Here is a 14,829-nt window from a genome sequence, read left to right as displayed (position 1 = left end):
ACAGAAGAGGTGGGTTACGCTGCGCTAACCCACCCTACAGTCCGCCACCAGCGAACGACTTTGCGCATCCCACCGCCAGAGCCGTTCGTTGGTGAGAAGCGTGCCGCCCCACCAGCGACGAATCGGGTTGTGCCGACGGAAATCCTCGCGGCCTGCCAGAGCCGCTTGGCCAAACGCCGTCAGTGACAGCCGGCTCCGGCGGAAGGCCGCGTTACGACCGCGCGCATTGTCCGGATCGAGCGTCGCGAGCTTGCCATCCAGCCCCGCAATCGCCGGCGCCGGACCGGATGCGAGCCCTTCGAGCAGCGCGCCCAACTCCCACTGATCGAACACGCGCGTTCCAAGCGCGCCCGGCCGAAACAGCTCATCGGTACGATCGTGTCCTCGCGCGATCAGTTCGAGAAGCCGCGTCTCGGTCGCTCCCAGCCCCGTTGTCGGTGACGGCAGCTCCGCGAGCAGGTCTTCCATCGCCGGTTTCAGGAAACACAGCTTGCCGAGCGGCCTGTCGAGCAGGCCGAAACAGAGTTCGGGCGTCGGCGCGCGGTAGGCCTCCCAGGCCATGCTGGCGATCTCCAGGTCGCTCTCCGCAACATCGAGCTCACGCACGTCACGATGACGGAGCCCCGCGGGATCTGCTCCGCGCAATTCGAAATCGACACGTCGCAATCTCAGACTCTCCGCGACGGATGGCTCGGAACGCAGGTAGTCGAGGATCCAGATCAACTGCAGTTGACTATTTGGTTCAGGGTCGAACCACAGTTCGATGAGCTCGACCCCGTAAGCCTCGCAGAACCAGAGCAATGCACCGCACCGATCCTCGCGCCTCACATAGGGCAATTGGCGGACACAATCAGACCAGCAAACCTCCTCGTAAATCCTGGGCCCGCGTCCGCAGAGATAGCCGTTGAGGTGTTCAGCCGACGGAAGCGGCCCCGACACAAAACGAAAAATAAACGGGACCACCATGTCGGCGCGATCCGCATGGGCAAGACCAACACCGGACGAACTGGTCAGGATTATACGCTTCATCGCGAACGCGCCCGCCCCACCCAAAAACGAAGCGGGCGCCGAAGACGTCGGCAACTCAACGTCCTCAGCGCCCGCTCCTCGCGAAAACTCTGGAGCATGATCCGGAAAAGTGTGCAGCGGTTTTCCGATCAGATCATGCTCAAACAACAACCTGAAGCTTACTCCTCCGCCGGCTCCTCGCCGTCGGCATCGCGCTCCGGCGTGCCGGCGAGAATCTGCTCTGCGATCAGGCCGGAGTTCTGGCGGATCGAGGTTTCGATCTTGGCGGTGATGTCGGGGTTGGCCTTCAAAAACGCTTTCGCGTTCTCGCGGCCCTGGCCGAGGCGCTGGCTGTCATAGGAGAACCAGGCGCCGGACTTCTCGACGATGCCGGCCTTGACGCCGAGGTCGAGGATCTCGCCCATCTTGGAGACGCCTTCGCCGTACATGATGTCGAACTCGACCTGCTTGAAGGGCGGCGCCAGCTTGTTCTTCACCACCTTCACGCGCGTGGTGTTGCCGACCACTTCGTCGCGCTCCTTGATCGCGCCGATGCGGCGGATGTCGAGGCGGACGGAGGCGTAGAATTTCAGCGCGTTGCCGCCGGTCGTGGTCTCGGGCGAGCCGTACATCACACCGATCTTCATGCGGATCTGGTTGATGAAGATCACCATGGTGTTGGACTTGTTGATGGAGGCCGTCAGCTTGCGCAGCGCCTGGCTCATCAACCGCGCTTGAAGTCCCGGCAGCGCATCGCCCATCTCGCCTTCGAGCTCGGCCTTCGGCACCAGGGCCGCAACCGAGTCGATCACCATCACGTCGACCGCACCCGAGCGCACCAGCGTGTCACAGATTTCCAGCGCCTGCTCGCCGGTGTCGGGCTGCGAGATCAGCAGCTCGTCGATGTTGACGCCGAGCTTGCGCGCATAGACCGGGTCGAGCGCGTGCTCGGCGTCGATGAAGGCGCAGATGCCGCCCTTCTTCTGCGCTTCCGCCACCGTATGCAGCGCCAGCGTGGTCTTGCCTGATGATTCCGGCCCGTAGATCTCGACGATGCGCCCCTTGGGCAGGCCGCCGATGCCGAGCGCGATATCGAGCCCGAGCGAGCCCGAGGACACCGCCTCGATGTCCATGGAGCGGTCGCTCTTGCCGAGCTTCATCACCGATCCCTTGCCGAACTGGCGCTCGATCTGAGAGAGCGCGGCAGCCAGGGCTTTACTCTTGTCCATGGAAGATCCTTCGACGATACGCAGGGCAGTGGCGGACATTGGGTCGTGCTCCTTATGGCGAGGATTCGCTAGGGGGACAAACGATTGAGAGGCGGGCCGGCGATAAAAGCAATGTACCCCATTTGTTCTAGGTTCGCAATACGTTCTTTTCGAGGGTCGGGTACTGTCCGTATTTAACCCTCCGTGTCCTAAGTTGAATTTCAGATTGTCCTAATTTGTTCTCGGCAGGCATAGCTCGAACAGACTAGGCTGAAAGATATATATACCCTTAGAACATGTACTCTAGATCAGGTACATCTTCGTCTGCCACAACTATCCCTAGAGTAAGTTTGGGGCGGAGGCAGATATGCGTCGATTTTTCGGTTTCTGGTGGCGCTGCGTCCGGACGGCGGCCGGAGGCAATTCGACATTCGCAAATGACTGGCAGTGGGTGTTTGGGAACCCCGCCATCTCGGCATTTGGTACCGCGATTATCGGGCTTTTTGGCGCATTCTCCCCGACACTGGCCAAGCGACTCGGGTTCTCCGAGATGACGACTGGCTGGCCGATTATCGATACGTTCATCGGCGCGTTGGGCGCATTCGTTGTTACTTGGATGGTGGCCTTTCTTGTCAGGCTGCTAAACGAACCCGTCGTACTTTTCGAAGCCCAGAAAGCACGCGCAGACAAATTGGAGGGTATAGAATCCGGCAGAGACAGGCCGAAAAAAGACAAGATGATCGTCATACTTGAGGAACGATACTTGTTTCCTAAAGGCCTAATGCAGCGCGGCTTTTTGGATCACGAAGCTGACTCTCAACGAGCAATCGATGACGTCAAGATTATCTTTGATTTACTAACCGCGAGAACCAACGAGCTGACGAAGCTTACTGAAAAGAGCAGCAAACGCATTAGTTCGGCGAAGGATTCTTCAAAAAAGCGAGAGGCCGTAAAAATTTTGGCTGGCCATCTCGATGCATATTCAGATCGGGTAGCTGAATTTTCTGACATCATACGCGCCTTGGTTCCAGTCTACCTGGAATGCACAATGCCATTTGTCGATCGCGCTGATCCGCGGACACAGGAAGATATAAACGTCTTAGAGAATCTCCGCATATCGGTGCATACGAACATCGTTGCGGTTGGAGAAGGCCTGCAAATACAGCGAAACACAGTAGACTCGATGGTCCAGCGATATGTAGGAGTGACCCATGATCTGACGGTTGCGACCCAGCGAATGTCCGCCGTGATGGCAGACCTTGGTACTGGATTTCAAAAATATGTAGCGGCATGCCAACAAATACATTCCTTGGTTGAAAGGAAAATAGAAGATGGCAAAAAACGTTTGGAACAGGCGCTTTGACCAATTATTGCAGGCGATGATCACTCAACCCGTACCCAGGGAAAAGCCTGCAACAAAAGCTCGAACATCAATGCAGGCTGGCGGCGCAAGTTATGGCGATACTCGAACTCGCGAAGGTAAAGCTGCAAGTGCTTCTTCGAAACCCAAACGTAGGTCCCGTTGATCCCGCGCTTCACCTGAGACTAGAACGTCTCGATTGAGTTGGTGTGAACGTCGCCGCGCACATATTCTTTGGCAGAATGATCGACGGCTTCGTGATCGTAGCCGTATTTCTCTTTCAGCAGCTTGAAGTTTGACGCCTCGTCAGTGTGGACGCGAGAGCCATCCCTCACGAAGCGCACGATGTGCGGAACGATATGGGACTTGGAGCGAGCCTGCACGACTCGGGTCACAACATCACCGCCCCGCTCAACGATGCCCATGACAATCGCTTTGTCGTCCTTGCCCTGCTTGTCCTTGCCGCCAATGAACGTCTCGTCCACTTCGACGGCCTTACCGGGGCCGCCCATCGGAGCGTCGCCATCGACATAGCCCATGTAGAGGCGGATCAGGTGGCACATGCGCCACGCGGTCTTGTAGGTCACGCCTAGCTGGCGCTCGACTTCCTTGGCCGCCACGCCGTTCCGCGTCTCGCAGAACAGGAACATGACGTAGAACCAGTCACGGAGGCTGGTGCGGGTCTTCTCAAACGGCGTGCCAGCGGTCGGATAGACCTGATAGCCGCAGTGTTCGCACTCGAACGAGCGGCGCGCTTTCACGCGGAAATAGGTTGCCTCCTTCTGGCACTTGAAGCAGGTGAACCGTTCGCCAAACCGAGTCCGCATCAGGTGGGTCAGGCAGCTATCTTCGTCCGGGAAACGCTTCTGAAACTCTCGAATTTTTGAGGGCTTCTGGGCCATGGGTACAACCTCTCCGGAGAATATACATCTCTTACCCCGGAATGTTCTACATGTCTAGAGGGTATATATCCGGGGTGCTGTCCTGTTTCCAGCCTCCGTGGCCTAGTTTGACTTGAACGGAACCCGTCTCGCCATGACTTACTATTCGTTAATCAATCGCGGAGGCGAGCGTGGAACTGCTTCGATACGGAAAAAGCTACAAGGCAAAGTCGCGCAACGAATTCTATAAGATCGACAATACGGAGCCTGCCCACAAACAGGTGCGGGTCAACTTTCTACACTTCGGGCGCGGGTACGAGCGCACGAGCGACTTCGGGGTAAATCTACGTTGGCTGGATGTGGCGGCTGCCATTACGGCCTTCTCAGAAATGGGGCATCCCGAAGCAATCAGGCTTCGTAACGCTCTTGATCTGGCAAAGGCGGTTGAAGAAGCGGGCTGGCAGCCTACTAACGAGACCGCATCCAACTGAACAACAAGAAGGGGCCGCCTCAGTTGGCGGCCTCTTTCATTTCAGATGCGACGCCAAGGCGGCTTCGTGGTTGGCGTTTCACCCGCACTCGAGGGCGGCGGAAGCGACAGCGAGAATTGCACAACCTGCCGGCCATAGTGGCGCGCAACCTTATCTCGCAACTCCCTCATATCATGGCATTCCTTCGCCATGCCGATCACTTCGTAGCAGCGAGAAACCAACGCTCTCACGCCGATATTCTCCGTCAGTTGGCGATGCCAGCGCACTCCCGGCGGCGGTCTATTGTTCTTCAGATATTCCGCAACATCTGGATCAAGCGTGTCATAGATCAACTCAATAACCAGTTTGCCCCACCACTTTGGACGGCTGTTGAGGCTTCCCTGCCAGCCCGTCAGCCGACCAAATTCAACCCATAGCTCATCGGGGAATGTCTTCTCCCAAGCTCGCAATTCATCTGCTATGAAGGCTCGCAACTTTACCTGGAGCGCATCTTCTGCGCGCTCGTACTGATAGCCAGTGGCTTCATCGATCAGCGCCTCGAGGCCGACTTTCGCGCAAGCAGACAGAAATATGCTTGCCTTCATCGCCATCTGCATCTGGCGGTCGGTCAGTTTCGGCTGGCTCGAGTCTCGGGATGGGTCTAGGGACGATTGAAGCGCAGCCACAAAACCTTGGCAGACGTCAATCATGAGATCGGCGGGCAATCCCTTTACCGCCCGCTCAAGCCCCTCGACTTCCAGCAGCCGGAACGGCACAAATCTCTCGAGAACTAAGTCCTTGTTTATAAAAGGTTCTAGCGCTCGAACGGCAATGTATTTCTCGAGCGCTCCGCCCCCCTTAATGCCAGTCAGAAGTTCGGTAGCGGATGTGCGGCCAATGATCTTGCGGCCATCGTCGAGAACGTAACAAGGCACCTCAAGCCCCACGATGTTGAGGCTCCCGCGCCATCTGGCGATCGGCATCGCGGGCACGGGCTCGAGCACTTCTTCCGTATCGCGCTCGACGGATTCTTCCGGCTCCGGAGGCGTCTTATTCCATCTCGCAGCGGCAGCTTTCCGCGCAATGTCACTACGTTCATCGTCAGTCAGCGCTGCTGCGCGAGCCTCGCCGCCCTTCTTACCAGCCTCGCTAAAGCGATCCTCGTCCATGCTCATCCTCCTGATGCTTGACATATAGCACAGGGAAAGTCGCCAAGCAATATGCTTAGCATATGCTAAGCATATTGCTTGGCGATCGGCATGGTTGCTCAGACACAGACAAGCAAACGCCCCACCGGCCTTTCGGCTGGCGGGGCACCTACTGCCATCCCGATAGCACATGGGCGAGTTTCGGCGATGGACGCGCGATGCCTGCCTAAGGCCTCCAGAAAAAATGGCCCCAGCTCGCGGGGATATTTGGGGGGCATTGGAGCTGGGGCCAATCGGGGTCACCCTTGGGGAAGGGCACCGGGAAAACTTGGCAATCGCTTCAATGTTCCTGTCCCAATTCCATCTTTGCGATGTCAAAGCTAAGGGCCGCTGCTTTGCGACAGCGGCCCCTTTTCCGGGTTTCAAAAATTTACGAAATGAAATGACCTGCGCCTCCCCGGTTTGCCTATTTTTCCCGGTTATCGCTGTTCCGACTATCGCATTTGTGAATCAATGGCGTCCGAAGTCGAATTTAATGAAGGTCCTGAGTACGACAGCACCGTGGGTGTTCCCATCCGCTTTTGCTTGGAGTCCTAAGTTCACTTTTGAACAATACGGATCGGTGGCAGTTTAGTCGCCATCACCGGCCAAGGCTCTGCCCGTGGGCGTCGGTGGCTGAGAGACCGAGAGTGCTCCCGCCTGCATAGCGAGGGGAGCAGCCTATGGCTCAGCAGCCTTTGAGCGACGAAACACTGCAGCTGTTGGACGCGGCTGACCGGGCCATCGAGCGCAGCCGAACGGTCGTGGAGCAGACCCGCGAGGTGCACGCGGTCTGCGCGAAGGAACTGCGCGCGCAGGAAATGCGATTTGCATTTAGGCGGGAGATAAGGAAACTAAAATAGGTCGCCAATTGTTTTTGGCTGGAGGTCACCATGAGACAGCGATCCCCAAAGGACCTGATTTTTCGGCCAATCCACGAGATCGATGCCGAGCTGTTGCAGCGCGCACGGCAAAGCATCGACGAAGCGAAAGCCGCCCTGGCGCTTCCAAGACCGTCGACATTTCTAGGCAAGCGCGGCGAGTTATCTCAGAACGAGATTGATTCCAACAAGTGAAGCCGCGCCTCCGCGGGCGGGCCTCATTCACTCTCATCACTCCGGCCTTCAGCGACAGCGGCGCGGCAGCACGCTGATTTGGGTGCTGTCCGTATTCGTCCTAGGGCGACCTGGGTTGAATTCGGGAGTGTCCGAATTCCGCGACCCTACGAAACTGGGCACTCCCCAGCCGCAAGGAGATTCCGCATGAAAAGGATTGTCCCTGTCGTTCTCGCGGTGGTTCTGTCGGCGGGCTCGGTCAATGTCGCGCATGCCGACCTGCCGGGGGCGGATTGGATGCCGATCCAGCAAGTCCTCGAGAAAGTTCTCAAGTCGGGCTTCACGCTGGTCAGCAAAATCGAAGCCGACGACGGCCGATGGGAAGGCGAAGGCATCAAGGACGGCAAGAGGGTGAAGTTCTACGCCGACCCCAAGACCGGAGAGATCATGTCGACAAGGCCCGATCGCTGAGCGCGGCAAGGCCGCCTCGATCGGCGGCCTCCGATCTTTCCGTCGCGTTGCCGGCGATCGAAAGCAGATTGCCAAACCTGCCGATGGGATCATGATGCCCTGATTCCCTCCGCAGGTGCCCATGCGTTTGCCGATCAACAAGGGGCCGGACTTCACGCCATCGCAATGGATGGCGGCGGCCAGCGGTTTCGTTGTGTCGGCAGGCGCGGCCCACGTGCTTGCCCTCTCGCGGAATTGGGGGGCCGTGCTGGTTGTCGCCGGATTCTGCGTGCCGCCGGCGGTCGTCGGTTGGCTGCAAGCGAGACGCCGCAGAACGTCCTGATTGGCGGTGCGGCTGTTGTTGGGCCGGTTGCGCGCAGCCTCTCTCATCATTCGAACATGACGCGCATCAACGATGCGCAAGTCGCGTGCCGTCATAATTCCGCAATCCTGCGGCATCGAACCTTTTTGCGGTGTCCGCTTTCTCCGGGGATGGGGGACCGCAACAATGGGGAGCTGGATCATGACGGACAACACGCGCGAAGAAACAGCCCGGCGTAATTTTTTGCTGGAGGCGGCGCACGAGGAGATGGTCAAGTTCGAGCGGAAGGAAAACGAGTTCCGCAAGAAGGATCGGCAGGAGCGTGCCGCCGAGCTCCACCTTCCCCTGGACCGGATCAAGGTCCACTAAAGCATGATCCGGAAAAGTGCGCAGCGGTTTTCCGAAAAGATCATGCTCAAACAGCAACCTAAAGCGCGATGACGACTCATCCCAATCTCGTCGCGCTTTAGCCCGTCAGCACGAATTGGATCTGACCGAAGCGGCGGCAATGGGCGGCAGCGTGCCATACCTCAGGTTGCGCGGAGCCTGACGCCGAAGGCGGTCGCCGGCAGCGACCTATCCTGATCGTTGCGCGGGTTCCCGGCTCGCGCGTCGGGATGCACGCGACCTGGAGGCGGATCAGGCGGCTAAAGGTATCCAAGCACCGCAAATAAGCCATTGATCAAGCAGCGAAATCCCCCGGCAGCCTACTGTGCATGGGGTTGTTTTGCACTTTTTGAAAGACACAGGGCCGCACCCGTGGCGCCACCCGGCACGTGTGCTCCTGGACGCGGCGGGGCCGTCTTCCGGGCGCCGGCCCGCCCTACAGCACCGCCAGCAGCACGAGCCCGATTACCAGCACAACAAAGCCAGCCGCCGTCGCGGCGGCAAATGACCGCTCTACGTTATCCATGATGCCACCCCGTTGCCCGTGCGCCACGTTCCCCCATGGCTTGCACCGGACAAAGGGAATCTCGCCTGCAGGTGTGTCTCCAGTGGTGCGCTCGGGTGGCCAAATTGGGACCGGTGCGGGGCCAGTCTGCGGCCTTGGCGATGCGCTCTCGCAGCCGGTGTCAGGCGCTTGTAAGCCGACTCTCCTAAGCTCGCCGCGCCGGTGGACCAACACCGACCTCCATACCCAGCCGACGACCCCGCTCCCTCCGAGCGGGGTTTTCTGTTTGCGGGGTTGGCCGGCCCCGGACACGATCCGCGTGTCAGGCCGGCGTAAGCCGCGGCGGCTAGGGTCGCTTGGCTATGGTGTTGCAGCCCAGCACCTCAGCCTCCAATAACCTTCAGCCCGCCCGGCTCTCCCCAGGCGGGCTTTTTTCATGCTAGCCGGCCGGTTCACGGAGCCCCCTCCTCCTGCGTCAGACGCAGTGCGAAAGCACGGATCGCGGGCGCCGCGAGCAGCACGACGGGCAGCATCGCGGCCCATGCGATCAGCCACGACACCATCCAGTGCCGAACGAAGAGCATGATGCTTCCCGCGGGAAAGCTGGCGATCCCCGCCGCGATCAGCGAGGTCAGGCCCGACTGGATGACACCGAAGACGAAATGAGAGTAGCGGCGGGGAATGCCGAGCATGATGCGCCCATGTTGCTTGCCGTCATCAAGCCAAGCAAGGCACATGCCGCCGTTCGCATGGAGACGGGCCATCGCCGAAGCCAATGTCCTGCTCCGTGGTTCTCCGGCCAAGAACAGAGTTCCTGGAGTTGCCCGCCTGCATCGCCCAGAGCGGCGCAGCGGCGATGTCCCGCATCGCGCCACCGCAATCTTTCGAATTTTGTCTTCGTTTGTTTCGGGCTGCGTGCGCTTCCGGGATTTCCGTGAGCTATCCAAGACTTATCGGCAAATTTCACTTGCCGCCGGAATATGATGACGCCCAACATGTCTTGCAGTCATCGAAGGTGAATCGTGGAGGTGACCATGAATCACAGGGGCGTCGAGTTCACTGTCGCCAAGACGGCGAGTCCGGGAGTCTGGCAATGGCAGTTCCGCATCGGCGAGAAGATCAAGACGGGCAAGACCGAAACGAAGATCGATCTGTTGGCGATCCGGCGGGTGCAACTGCGCATCGATCGGGAGCTGAAGGCCATAGGACGGAAAACGGCCTGAACCGGCCGGACTGAGATCGGCTGCATCATGGCGCCTTCCGCGGGGCGCCAGCGGCGTAGTCCGTAGCCGCCCGGAATTGATCTGCCCGTGATTTGGGATTGGACTGCGCGCGCCCGGGGCCTTGGGGACGAGGCCATCACGCGATCGGTGCGAGCCATGCCGCTCTATTTCTTTCAAATCCGGAACGGCCGCTATTCCGGCTGCGCCGACCAGGCGACGGAGTTTGCCGATCGCGATTCGGCGTGGAAGGAGATGACCAGCGTCTGTGCCGACATGGCCGCCGGCATCGCCCGCAAGCTCCAGGAAAATTCCGAATGGCACATGGAGTTGCTGGACGAGACCAAGGAGCCGGTGTTCCGGATCCGCATCGTCGCGGAATCCCTCGATTAGCAAGGCCCCTGGATCCAAGCCTCAGATGAAGCCCCGGACCTAGTCCGCGCTGGGCAGTCGTCGCATGGTGAACTCGATGTCACCGCCAGGCAGTTCGCGCCAGGCCTCGACCTCGCTCATATAGCCGGCCTTGGGGTAGCGGGCGAAGAAGGCCTGCGCCCTCGCCCGCGCCGCCGCGCGCGGCAGGGTGAAGGTCTCGCGCAGATAGCCGTCGCCGGTGGTTTCGCCCGGCTTGCCGCCCATCTTGCGCCGGCGCGCCATCCGCTCGGCGAGATCCCGCGGACGATCGGCCATCTCCGTCCTCCTTTACGCAAACACTCCCGAACATGTAGGGAGCGGCGGGATGAAGAGGAGTCCTGTCCGGAGGCGTCTTTGCCGCCTCGGACGGGAGCGAAGGGTCAGTTGGCAGCCGTGCCGTTCTTGGTCTTCTTGGGCGCGCTGGTTGCGGCCGACGCCTTCGGCGCAGCCGGCTGCTTCGGCGGATCGGAGCGCATGCCGCCCCAGGGATCGTTGGCCGCTTTCGCGTCCGGAATCTTCTTCAGCGTTTCCTTGTAGGCCTTCTCACGCTCGGCGTCCGCGGCCTTCTCCTCTGCCGTCTTGCTCGGGGCGTCCTGCATCAAATTGATGTTGGGCATTTGCGCATAGACCGGTCCCGCCAGCACGGCCAGCACCGCCGCCATACGGAAAAGCTTCATCATCTACTCCTTGATCATCCATGGTGACGCGGATCGCCCGCGCCATGTCATCCCCATCAACGGCCCGCTCAGGGCCGCATGGCCGGCTAGAGCCGATCCGATCTGCACGATTTCGGCGCGTGAAGCCAGTCGTCCCAGATTGGTCCGCATCTGGTGCACCCGCCCAGCGCGAGGCCGAGCGCAGCCAAACAAAACACCACGACACATCGACGCAACATCATCCACCCGTACTCAAGCGAGGCATCATATCGGGGGAAGTCGGGCATTTTCAAGCCGACGGGACCGGCGCGAGACAGGGTGACTTTGCCACGCCGATGCGCGCACAATGGCCGAAACATCCGGCAACAATGGAGGAAACGACAGCAATGCCATCGCAGCCAGAAGCCGAGTTCGGCATCACTGAGGCCAGACGCATCCTCGGCGAGGTCTTTGCCCCCTGGGTCCAGGATCTCGGCCTCTCGGTCGAGCGCATCGAGCACGCACAGCCGGCGGATGCGCCGGACTGGCAGCCGGGCGCGCTGCTGCGCATGCCGTTTTCGGAACGGCTGTGCCGGAACGGCGGCGTGGTGTGCGGCCAGGCGCTGATGGCGTTCGCCGACACCGCGATGGTGATCGCGATCTTCGCCGCCAATCGCGGCTATCGCCCGATGACCACGGTCGACCAGACCACGCACTTCATGCGGGCGGTCTCGTCATCGGACGTGCTCGCCGACGCCCGCGTGGTGCGGCTCGGGCGCACCATGAGCTTCGGCCGCGTCACGCTGCTCTCGGCCTCCGACAACAAACCGGTGGCGATGGTGTCGAGCGCGTTTGCAATGCTGCCGGGGTGAACGTCATCCGAAAACAAGGGGAGCCGCGGAAGCGAAAAGCCCGCCGCGGCTCTCGATGACGATCCTATCGAAGCGAGGGACCGAAGCACGATTGCAATTGCGCTTCGGCCGGCGCGCTTCCAAAGTTATTTGCCGAGCACTTCGTCGGCCGCGGTGACGATGCTGACGTTCGGATTCTTTCCGCAATAGGCACCGAACTTCTTGGCGTTCTCGATGAACACGTCGGTGTCGATGATCGCGTTGTCCTCGTCGCCCTTGTACCAGCCGTCCATCCAGGTCAGCACGACCTGGATGTTGTCTTCGCCGCTCTCGAGGAACTGCTTGCAGCTCATGGTCGAGAGGTCCCACTTGACGGCGTGGGCGGGCATCGACGACAGCGAGAGCGCTGCGGCGAACAGAAGCGAAAGCGTGGTCTTCATCAGTATCTCCATCGGCGCGAAACGCCATAAAGGAAAGGCTTGTGGGGAAAGTCGGCGGGAAGTGACGATCCGCTTCAACGTCGTAAACGATGTCTGAAGCGATGCGTAACTAGCGCCAGTATTGAGTTTAGTTCAACGTAATTTCTATGCGTTACTTCACAATCGTCGTCATGGATTAACGGGAATGATCGAGAAGCGCGCGACGCAGCGTCACCGTGTTTTCAAGGGTGGAACGATCACCTTCGAAGGCAGCGGCATCGCTTGTACGGTGCGAAACATGTCGGCAGGCGGCGCGGCGATCGACCTCGAAGGCCCCGCCACATTGCCGCAATCGTTCACGCTGTCGATTTCGCGCGACAATTTCGTGCGGAATTGCCGCGCCGTTTGGCGCAGTGACAAGCGCATCGGTCTCGCCTTCGTGCAATAGCGCGCGCGATGTGAACGGTTGTTCGCACCACGTACACAACGCGGCGTCATGCTTGGTCCATATGACGTCTACGCCGCCATCGCAGGGTAGCGATCTCGAGCGCCATCACCTCGTCGAAGGGCGAGCGGAACGTCAGGCTGCGTTCGGCGAACAGCGGCATCGTCCGGAATTTGAATCGCCGCATCGTCTCGGGCGAGCGCGCCGACAGCAATAGCAGCGCGACGAGGCCAGCGGGATATCGCGGGCGGGTCGGGCTCTATTTCGACTTCTTGGCAGGTTCGCTCGGCCGAGCCCCGCTCCACGGATCGTACTTTTCCTTCGGGTCGGGAATGCGCTCGAGCGCGGCCTTGTACGCCTTCTCGTCGACCTTGGGCTTGTTGTCGGGCTTGGCGTCGTTGGCGTGACGCCTGCTGCCAGCGCCCATCTGCGCCTCGGCCGAGCCAGCCGCCAGCGCCAGCACCGCAGCCGCCATGACCAAAATCCGCATTGGCGCAATCCCCCTATTCCTGGCGATAAAAACCAGCCCCCAATCCCGTAATAGCAAACACCGCGGGTTCCAAGTCTTCAGCAAATCTTGATCGGCCGGGACTCGGCCCGATCGTGTTCGTACCTATCTGTTGGCCCGCGGGGGGACCTTCACGGATGTTGCGGATCATTGCTCATGCGGCGCTTCTTGCCGGCGCGCTCGCGCTCGGTGCCTGCGGCTTTGCCGACAGCCGCGCGCCGGTGCCCGAGTTCATGCGCATGAAGGAGGCCGAGCAGCCGCCGCCCGAGCCGGCCCCCGACGTCAAGCGCGTGGTTCGCGAGCAGATCGACGTCGTCTTCCTCAACACCTCCTATCCGCGCGAGGTGCATGTCGCCCCGCCCCATCGGGAGGTGCGTGGTCCGGGCTGGACAGCCTGCGTCCGCGCGCAACTCACCTCAGCGACGGGGACGGCGCTGGGCAACCAGACCTACATCGTGACGATAGCAGGTGGAAAAGTCGTCGATCGCCGGCGCGCAGAAGCCGACGACATCTGCGGGACCGAGATTTACGAGCCGATGTAGGAACAAATAGCCCGAATGACGGCCCGGTTCCGGGAAAAACCAGCATTGCGGCCGGGAACGATCACGGCCTCCCCTTCTTGTTACCGCCGAGGGCAGCTTCGAGGAGGACATGATGAAGACATTCACGATTGCGCTGTTGGCAGGCGTCGGCGCACTGGCCGCGGCAACCGGCGCCAAGGCTGCGGATATCTACACCACCAGCGAATATGCGAGCCCCGATCTCATTCAGGAGGTCCGGCTCGTCTGCGATGATGCCGGCAATTGCTATCGCACCCGCGGCGGCTCGCGCGTGATCGTGCGCGACTCCTATGCGACCATGCCGCGCGATCGCTATTACGAGCGTCGCACCTATCGGAGCTGGGACGATGGTCCGCGCGCCGGCGTCGGCATCCGCGCGCCCGGCGTCAGCGTGGGTATCGGCGACGACCGCTGGTAATCGTTACAGCCATTAATGAACGGGACCGGACGAGCGACGACTCGCCCGGTCCTGTTCACGTCAGGTTTCGAGCGGATCGGCAGGCGTGACGAAGCGGGTCAGCGACGGCAGGTGGGCGACGAAGCGCGCCAGCACCATGCCGGCAAACATCGCGGCGACGAAGATCACAGCCGACACAGAGCCAAAGCCGATCGCGGTCAGCGCCGGCCCCGGACAGAAGCCCACCAGACCCCAGCCGATGCCGAAGATCGCGGGACCTGCGACGATCCTGAGATCGATGTCGTTACGCGTGGGAAGATAAAATCGGTCGGCGAAGAACGGACGTCCGCGCCTCAGGACGCGGTTGAAGCCGATGAAGGTCACTGCCACCGCACCGGCCATCACGAAGGCCAGGCTCGCATCCCACGTCCCTGCCGGGATGCCGCCGACGTCGAGGAAGTTCAGAACCTTGGCCGGGTCCGACATGCCGGACACGATGAGGCCGACACCGAAGATCAGGCCGATCGCGAATTGGATGAGGATGGCCATC

At 60.6% G+C, this 14,829-nt stretch carries 20 protein-coding genes and 1 pseudogene; 11 read left to right on the top strand and 10 right to left on the bottom strand.

Going from position 1 to position 14,829, the window contains the following annotated elements:
• Positions 1 to 24: 24 nt before the first annotated feature.
• Positions 25 to 1,179 (bottom strand): hypothetical protein, encoded by a 1,155-nt coding sequence (locus GPL20_RS28030; protein ID WP_309143236.1) that lies wholly within the window; start codon positions 1,177 to 1,179, stop codon positions 25 to 27.
• 8 nt (positions 1,180 to 1,187) lie between these two features.
• Positions 1,188 to 2,276: a recombinase RecA gene (gene recA / locus GPL20_RS28025; protein ID WP_157333729.1), complete on the bottom strand. Its 1,089-nt coding sequence runs from the start codon at positions 2,274 to 2,276 to the stop codon at positions 1,188 to 1,190.
• A 307-nt stretch (positions 2,277 to 2,583) separates the two neighbouring features.
• Between recA and GPL20_RS28020 the strand changes: the two genes are divergently transcribed.
• Positions 2,584 to 3,579, top strand: a complete 996-nt coding sequence (locus tag GPL20_RS28020; protein ID WP_157333727.1) for a hypothetical protein — start codon at positions 2,584 to 2,586, stop codon at positions 3,577 to 3,579.
• Between the two features lie 20 nt (positions 3,580 to 3,599).
• Here GPL20_RS28020 and GPL20_RS28015 read toward each other — a convergent pair.
• Positions 3,600 to 4,478, bottom strand: a pseudogene (locus GPL20_RS28015) (IS1595 family transposase).
• Between the two features lie 170 nt (positions 4,479 to 4,648).
• Between GPL20_RS28015 and GPL20_RS28010 the strand changes: the two are divergent.
• The gene (locus GPL20_RS28010) at positions 4,649 to 4,948 is read left to right on the top strand and encodes a hypothetical protein (protein WP_157333725.1); all 300 of its coding nucleotides are present in this window, start codon (positions 4,649 to 4,651) and stop codon (positions 4,946 to 4,948) included.
• A 41-nt stretch (positions 4,949 to 4,989) separates the two neighbouring features.
• Here the strand turns inward: GPL20_RS28010 and GPL20_RS28005 are convergent, their stop codons facing one another.
• Entirely contained in the window at positions 4,990 to 6,096 is a 1,107-nt protein-coding gene (locus tag GPL20_RS28005) for a P63C domain-containing protein (RefSeq protein WP_157333723.1), read from the bottom strand.
• Between the two features lie 701 nt (positions 6,097 to 6,797).
• Here GPL20_RS28005 and GPL20_RS28000 point away from each other — a divergent pair.
• The 3 genes from GPL20_RS28000 to GPL20_RS27990 all read left to right on the top strand — a co-directional run bounded on the left by GPL20_RS28000 (position 6,798) and on the right by GPL20_RS27990 (position 8,310).
• Positions 6,798 to 6,977, top strand: a complete 180-nt coding sequence (locus tag GPL20_RS28000; protein WP_157333721.1) for a hypothetical protein — start codon at positions 6,798 to 6,800, stop codon at positions 6,975 to 6,977.
• A gap of 399 nt (positions 6,978 to 7,376) precedes the next feature.
• Positions 7,377 to 7,640 (top strand): PepSY domain-containing protein, encoded by a 264-nt coding sequence (locus GPL20_RS27995; protein WP_157333720.1) that lies wholly within the window; start codon positions 7,377 to 7,379, stop codon positions 7,638 to 7,640.
• Between the two features lie 502 nt (positions 7,641 to 8,142).
• A complete protein-coding gene (locus GPL20_RS27990; RefSeq protein ID WP_167533250.1) occupies positions 8,143 to 8,310 on the top strand; it encodes a hypothetical protein in 168 nt (55 codons plus the stop codon).
• A 975-nt stretch (positions 8,311 to 9,285) separates the two neighbouring features.
• Here the strand turns inward: GPL20_RS27990 and GPL20_RS27980 are convergent.
• Entirely contained in the window at positions 9,286 to 9,525 is a 240-nt protein-coding gene (locus GPL20_RS27980) for a DUF2798 domain-containing protein (protein ID WP_167533255.1), read from the bottom strand.
• 342 nt (positions 9,526 to 9,867) lie between these two features.
• Here GPL20_RS27980 and GPL20_RS27975 point away from each other — a divergent pair, with 342 nt between their 5' ends.
• Together GPL20_RS27975 and GPL20_RS27970 are read left to right on the top strand one after the other, a co-directional pair.
• On the top strand, positions 9,868 to 10,056 hold the full coding sequence (locus tag GPL20_RS27975) for a hypothetical protein (protein ID WP_157333714.1): 189 nt from the start codon (positions 9,868 to 9,870) through the stop codon (positions 10,054 to 10,056).
• 156 nt (positions 10,057 to 10,212) lie between these two features.
• Positions 10,213 to 10,446 carry a DUF6894 family protein gene (locus GPL20_RS27970; protein ID WP_157333712.1) on the top strand — a complete coding sequence of 78 codons (234 nt, stop codon included), beginning with the start codon at positions 10,213 to 10,215 and terminating at the stop codon, positions 10,444 to 10,446.
• Between the two features lie 39 nt (positions 10,447 to 10,485).
• Here the strand turns inward: GPL20_RS27970 and GPL20_RS27965 are convergent, their stop codons facing one another.
• Both GPL20_RS27965 and GPL20_RS27960 read right to left on the bottom strand, forming a co-directional pair.
• On the bottom strand, positions 10,486 to 10,740 hold the full coding sequence (locus tag GPL20_RS27965; protein ID WP_157333710.1) for a hypothetical protein: 255 nt from the start codon (positions 10,738 to 10,740) through the stop codon (positions 10,486 to 10,488).
• Between the two features lie 104 nt (positions 10,741 to 10,844).
• Positions 10,845 to 11,141, bottom strand: coding sequence for a hypothetical protein (locus GPL20_RS27960; RefSeq protein ID WP_157333708.1), 297 nt, complete (start codon positions 11,139 to 11,141; stop codon positions 10,845 to 10,847).
• 365 nt (positions 11,142 to 11,506) lie between these two features.
• Here GPL20_RS27960 and GPL20_RS27955 point away from each other — a divergent pair, with 365 nt between their 5' ends.
• On the top strand, positions 11,507 to 11,971 hold the full coding sequence (locus GPL20_RS27955) for a PaaI family thioesterase (RefSeq protein ID WP_157333706.1): 465 nt from the start codon (positions 11,507 to 11,509) through the stop codon (positions 11,969 to 11,971).
• A gap of 125 nt (positions 11,972 to 12,096) precedes the next feature.
• Here the strand turns inward: GPL20_RS27955 and GPL20_RS27950 are convergent, their stop codons facing one another.
• A complete protein-coding gene (locus GPL20_RS27950; RefSeq protein ID WP_167533249.1) occupies positions 12,097 to 12,390 on the bottom strand; it encodes an HdeA family protein in 294 nt (97 codons plus the stop codon).
• 184 nt (positions 12,391 to 12,574) lie between these two features.
• Here GPL20_RS27950 and GPL20_RS27945 point away from each other — a divergent pair, with 184 nt between their 5' ends.
• On the top strand, positions 12,575 to 12,817 hold the full coding sequence (locus GPL20_RS27945; protein ID WP_167533248.1) for a PilZ domain-containing protein: 243 nt from the start codon (positions 12,575 to 12,577) through the stop codon (positions 12,815 to 12,817).
• A 256-nt stretch (positions 12,818 to 13,073) separates the two neighbouring features.
• On the opposite strand, the gene GPL20_RS27940 is transcribed toward GPL20_RS27945, so the two are convergent.
• Positions 13,074 to 13,304, bottom strand: coding sequence for a hypothetical protein (locus tag GPL20_RS27940; RefSeq protein WP_157333700.1), 231 nt, complete (start codon positions 13,302 to 13,304; stop codon positions 13,074 to 13,076).
• A 155-nt stretch (positions 13,305 to 13,459) separates the two neighbouring features.
• Here GPL20_RS27940 and GPL20_RS27935 point away from each other — a divergent pair, with 155 nt between their 5' ends.
• Together GPL20_RS27935 and GPL20_RS27930 are read left to right on the top strand one after the other, a co-directional pair.
• On the top strand, positions 13,460 to 13,864 hold the full coding sequence (locus GPL20_RS27935; protein WP_157333698.1) for a hypothetical protein: 405 nt from the start codon (positions 13,460 to 13,462) through the stop codon (positions 13,862 to 13,864).
• A gap of 109 nt (positions 13,865 to 13,973) precedes the next feature.
• The gene (locus GPL20_RS27930) at positions 13,974 to 14,300 is read left to right on the top strand and encodes a hypothetical protein (protein WP_157333697.1); all 327 of its coding nucleotides are present in this window, start codon (positions 13,974 to 13,976) and stop codon (positions 14,298 to 14,300) included.
• Positions 14,301 to 14,360: 60 nt separating this feature from the next.
• On the opposite strand, the gene GPL20_RS27925 is transcribed toward GPL20_RS27930, so the two are convergent.
• Complete coding sequence (locus GPL20_RS27925) at positions 14,361 to 14,828, bottom strand: DUF6691 family protein (RefSeq protein ID WP_157333695.1); 468 nt, start codon at positions 14,826 to 14,828, stop codon at positions 14,361 to 14,363.
• Position 14,829: the final 1 nt, after the last annotated feature.

It is taken from the genome of Bradyrhizobium cajani (genome assembly GCF_009759665.1).
GTDB classification, from domain to species: Bacteria; Pseudomonadota; Alphaproteobacteria; order Rhizobiales; family Xanthobacteraceae; genus Bradyrhizobium; species Bradyrhizobium cajani.
The sequence above is the reverse complement of the archived record's forward strand: the minus strand, read 5'-3'. Positions and strand labels throughout refer to the sequence as shown.

Bases quoted from the DNA above. Each gene is read 5' to 3' on its own strand.
- recA (WP_157333729.1), bottom strand. From the start codon at position 2,276: ATGTCCGCCACTGCCCTGCGTATCGTCGAAGGATCTTCCATGGACAAG.
- GPL20_RS28020 (WP_157333727.1), top strand. From the start codon at position 2,584: ATGCGTCGATTTTTCGGTTTCTGGTGGCGCTGCGTCCGGACGGCGGCC.
- GPL20_RS28005 (WP_157333723.1), bottom strand. From the start codon at position 6,096: ATGGACGAGGATCGCTTTAGCGAGGCTGGTAAGAAGGGCGGCGAGGCT.
- GPL20_RS28000 (WP_157333721.1), top strand. From the start codon at position 6,798: ATGGCTCAGCAGCCTTTGAGCGACGAAACACTGCAGCTGTTGGACGCG.
- GPL20_RS27995 (WP_157333720.1), top strand. From the start codon at position 7,377: ATGAAAAGGATTGTCCCTGTCGTTCTCGCGGTGGTTCTGTCGGCGGGC.
- GPL20_RS27990 (WP_167533250.1), top strand. From the start codon at position 8,143: ATGACGGACAACACGCGCGAAGAAACAGCCCGGCGTAATTTTTTGCTG.
- GPL20_RS27980 (WP_167533255.1), bottom strand. From the start codon at position 9,525: ATGCTCGGCATTCCCCGCCGCTACTCTCATTTCGTCTTCGGTGTCATC.
- GPL20_RS27975 (WP_157333714.1), top strand. From the start codon at position 9,868: ATGAATCACAGGGGCGTCGAGTTCACTGTCGCCAAGACGGCGAGTCCG.
- GPL20_RS27970 (WP_157333712.1), top strand. From the start codon at position 10,213: ATGCCGCTCTATTTCTTTCAAATCCGGAACGGCCGCTATTCCGGCTGC.
- GPL20_RS27965 (WP_157333710.1), bottom strand. From the start codon at position 10,740: ATGGCCGATCGTCCGCGGGATCTCGCCGAGCGGATGGCGCGCCGGCGC.
- GPL20_RS27960 (WP_157333708.1), bottom strand. From the start codon at position 11,141: ATGAAGCTTTTCCGTATGGCGGCGGTGCTGGCCGTGCTGGCGGGACCG.
- GPL20_RS27955 (WP_157333706.1), top strand. From the start codon at position 11,507: ATGCCATCGCAGCCAGAAGCCGAGTTCGGCATCACTGAGGCCAGACGC.
- GPL20_RS27950 (WP_167533249.1), bottom strand. From the start codon at position 12,390: ATGAAGACCACGCTTTCGCTTCTGTTCGCCGCAGCGCTCTCGCTGTCG.
- GPL20_RS27945 (WP_167533248.1), top strand. From the start codon at position 12,575: ATGATCGAGAAGCGCGCGACGCAGCGTCACCGTGTTTTCAAGGGTGGA.
- GPL20_RS27940 (WP_157333700.1), bottom strand. From the start codon at position 13,304: ATGCGGATTTTGGTCATGGCGGCTGCGGTGCTGGCGCTGGCGGCTGGC.
- GPL20_RS27935 (WP_157333698.1), top strand. From the start codon at position 13,460: ATGTTGCGGATCATTGCTCATGCGGCGCTTCTTGCCGGCGCGCTCGCG.
- GPL20_RS27930 (WP_157333697.1), top strand. From the start codon at position 13,974: ATGATGAAGACATTCACGATTGCGCTGTTGGCAGGCGTCGGCGCACTG.
- GPL20_RS27925 (WP_157333695.1), bottom strand. From the start codon at position 14,828: ATGGCCATCCTCATCCAATTCGCGATCGGCCTGATCTTCGGTGTCGGC.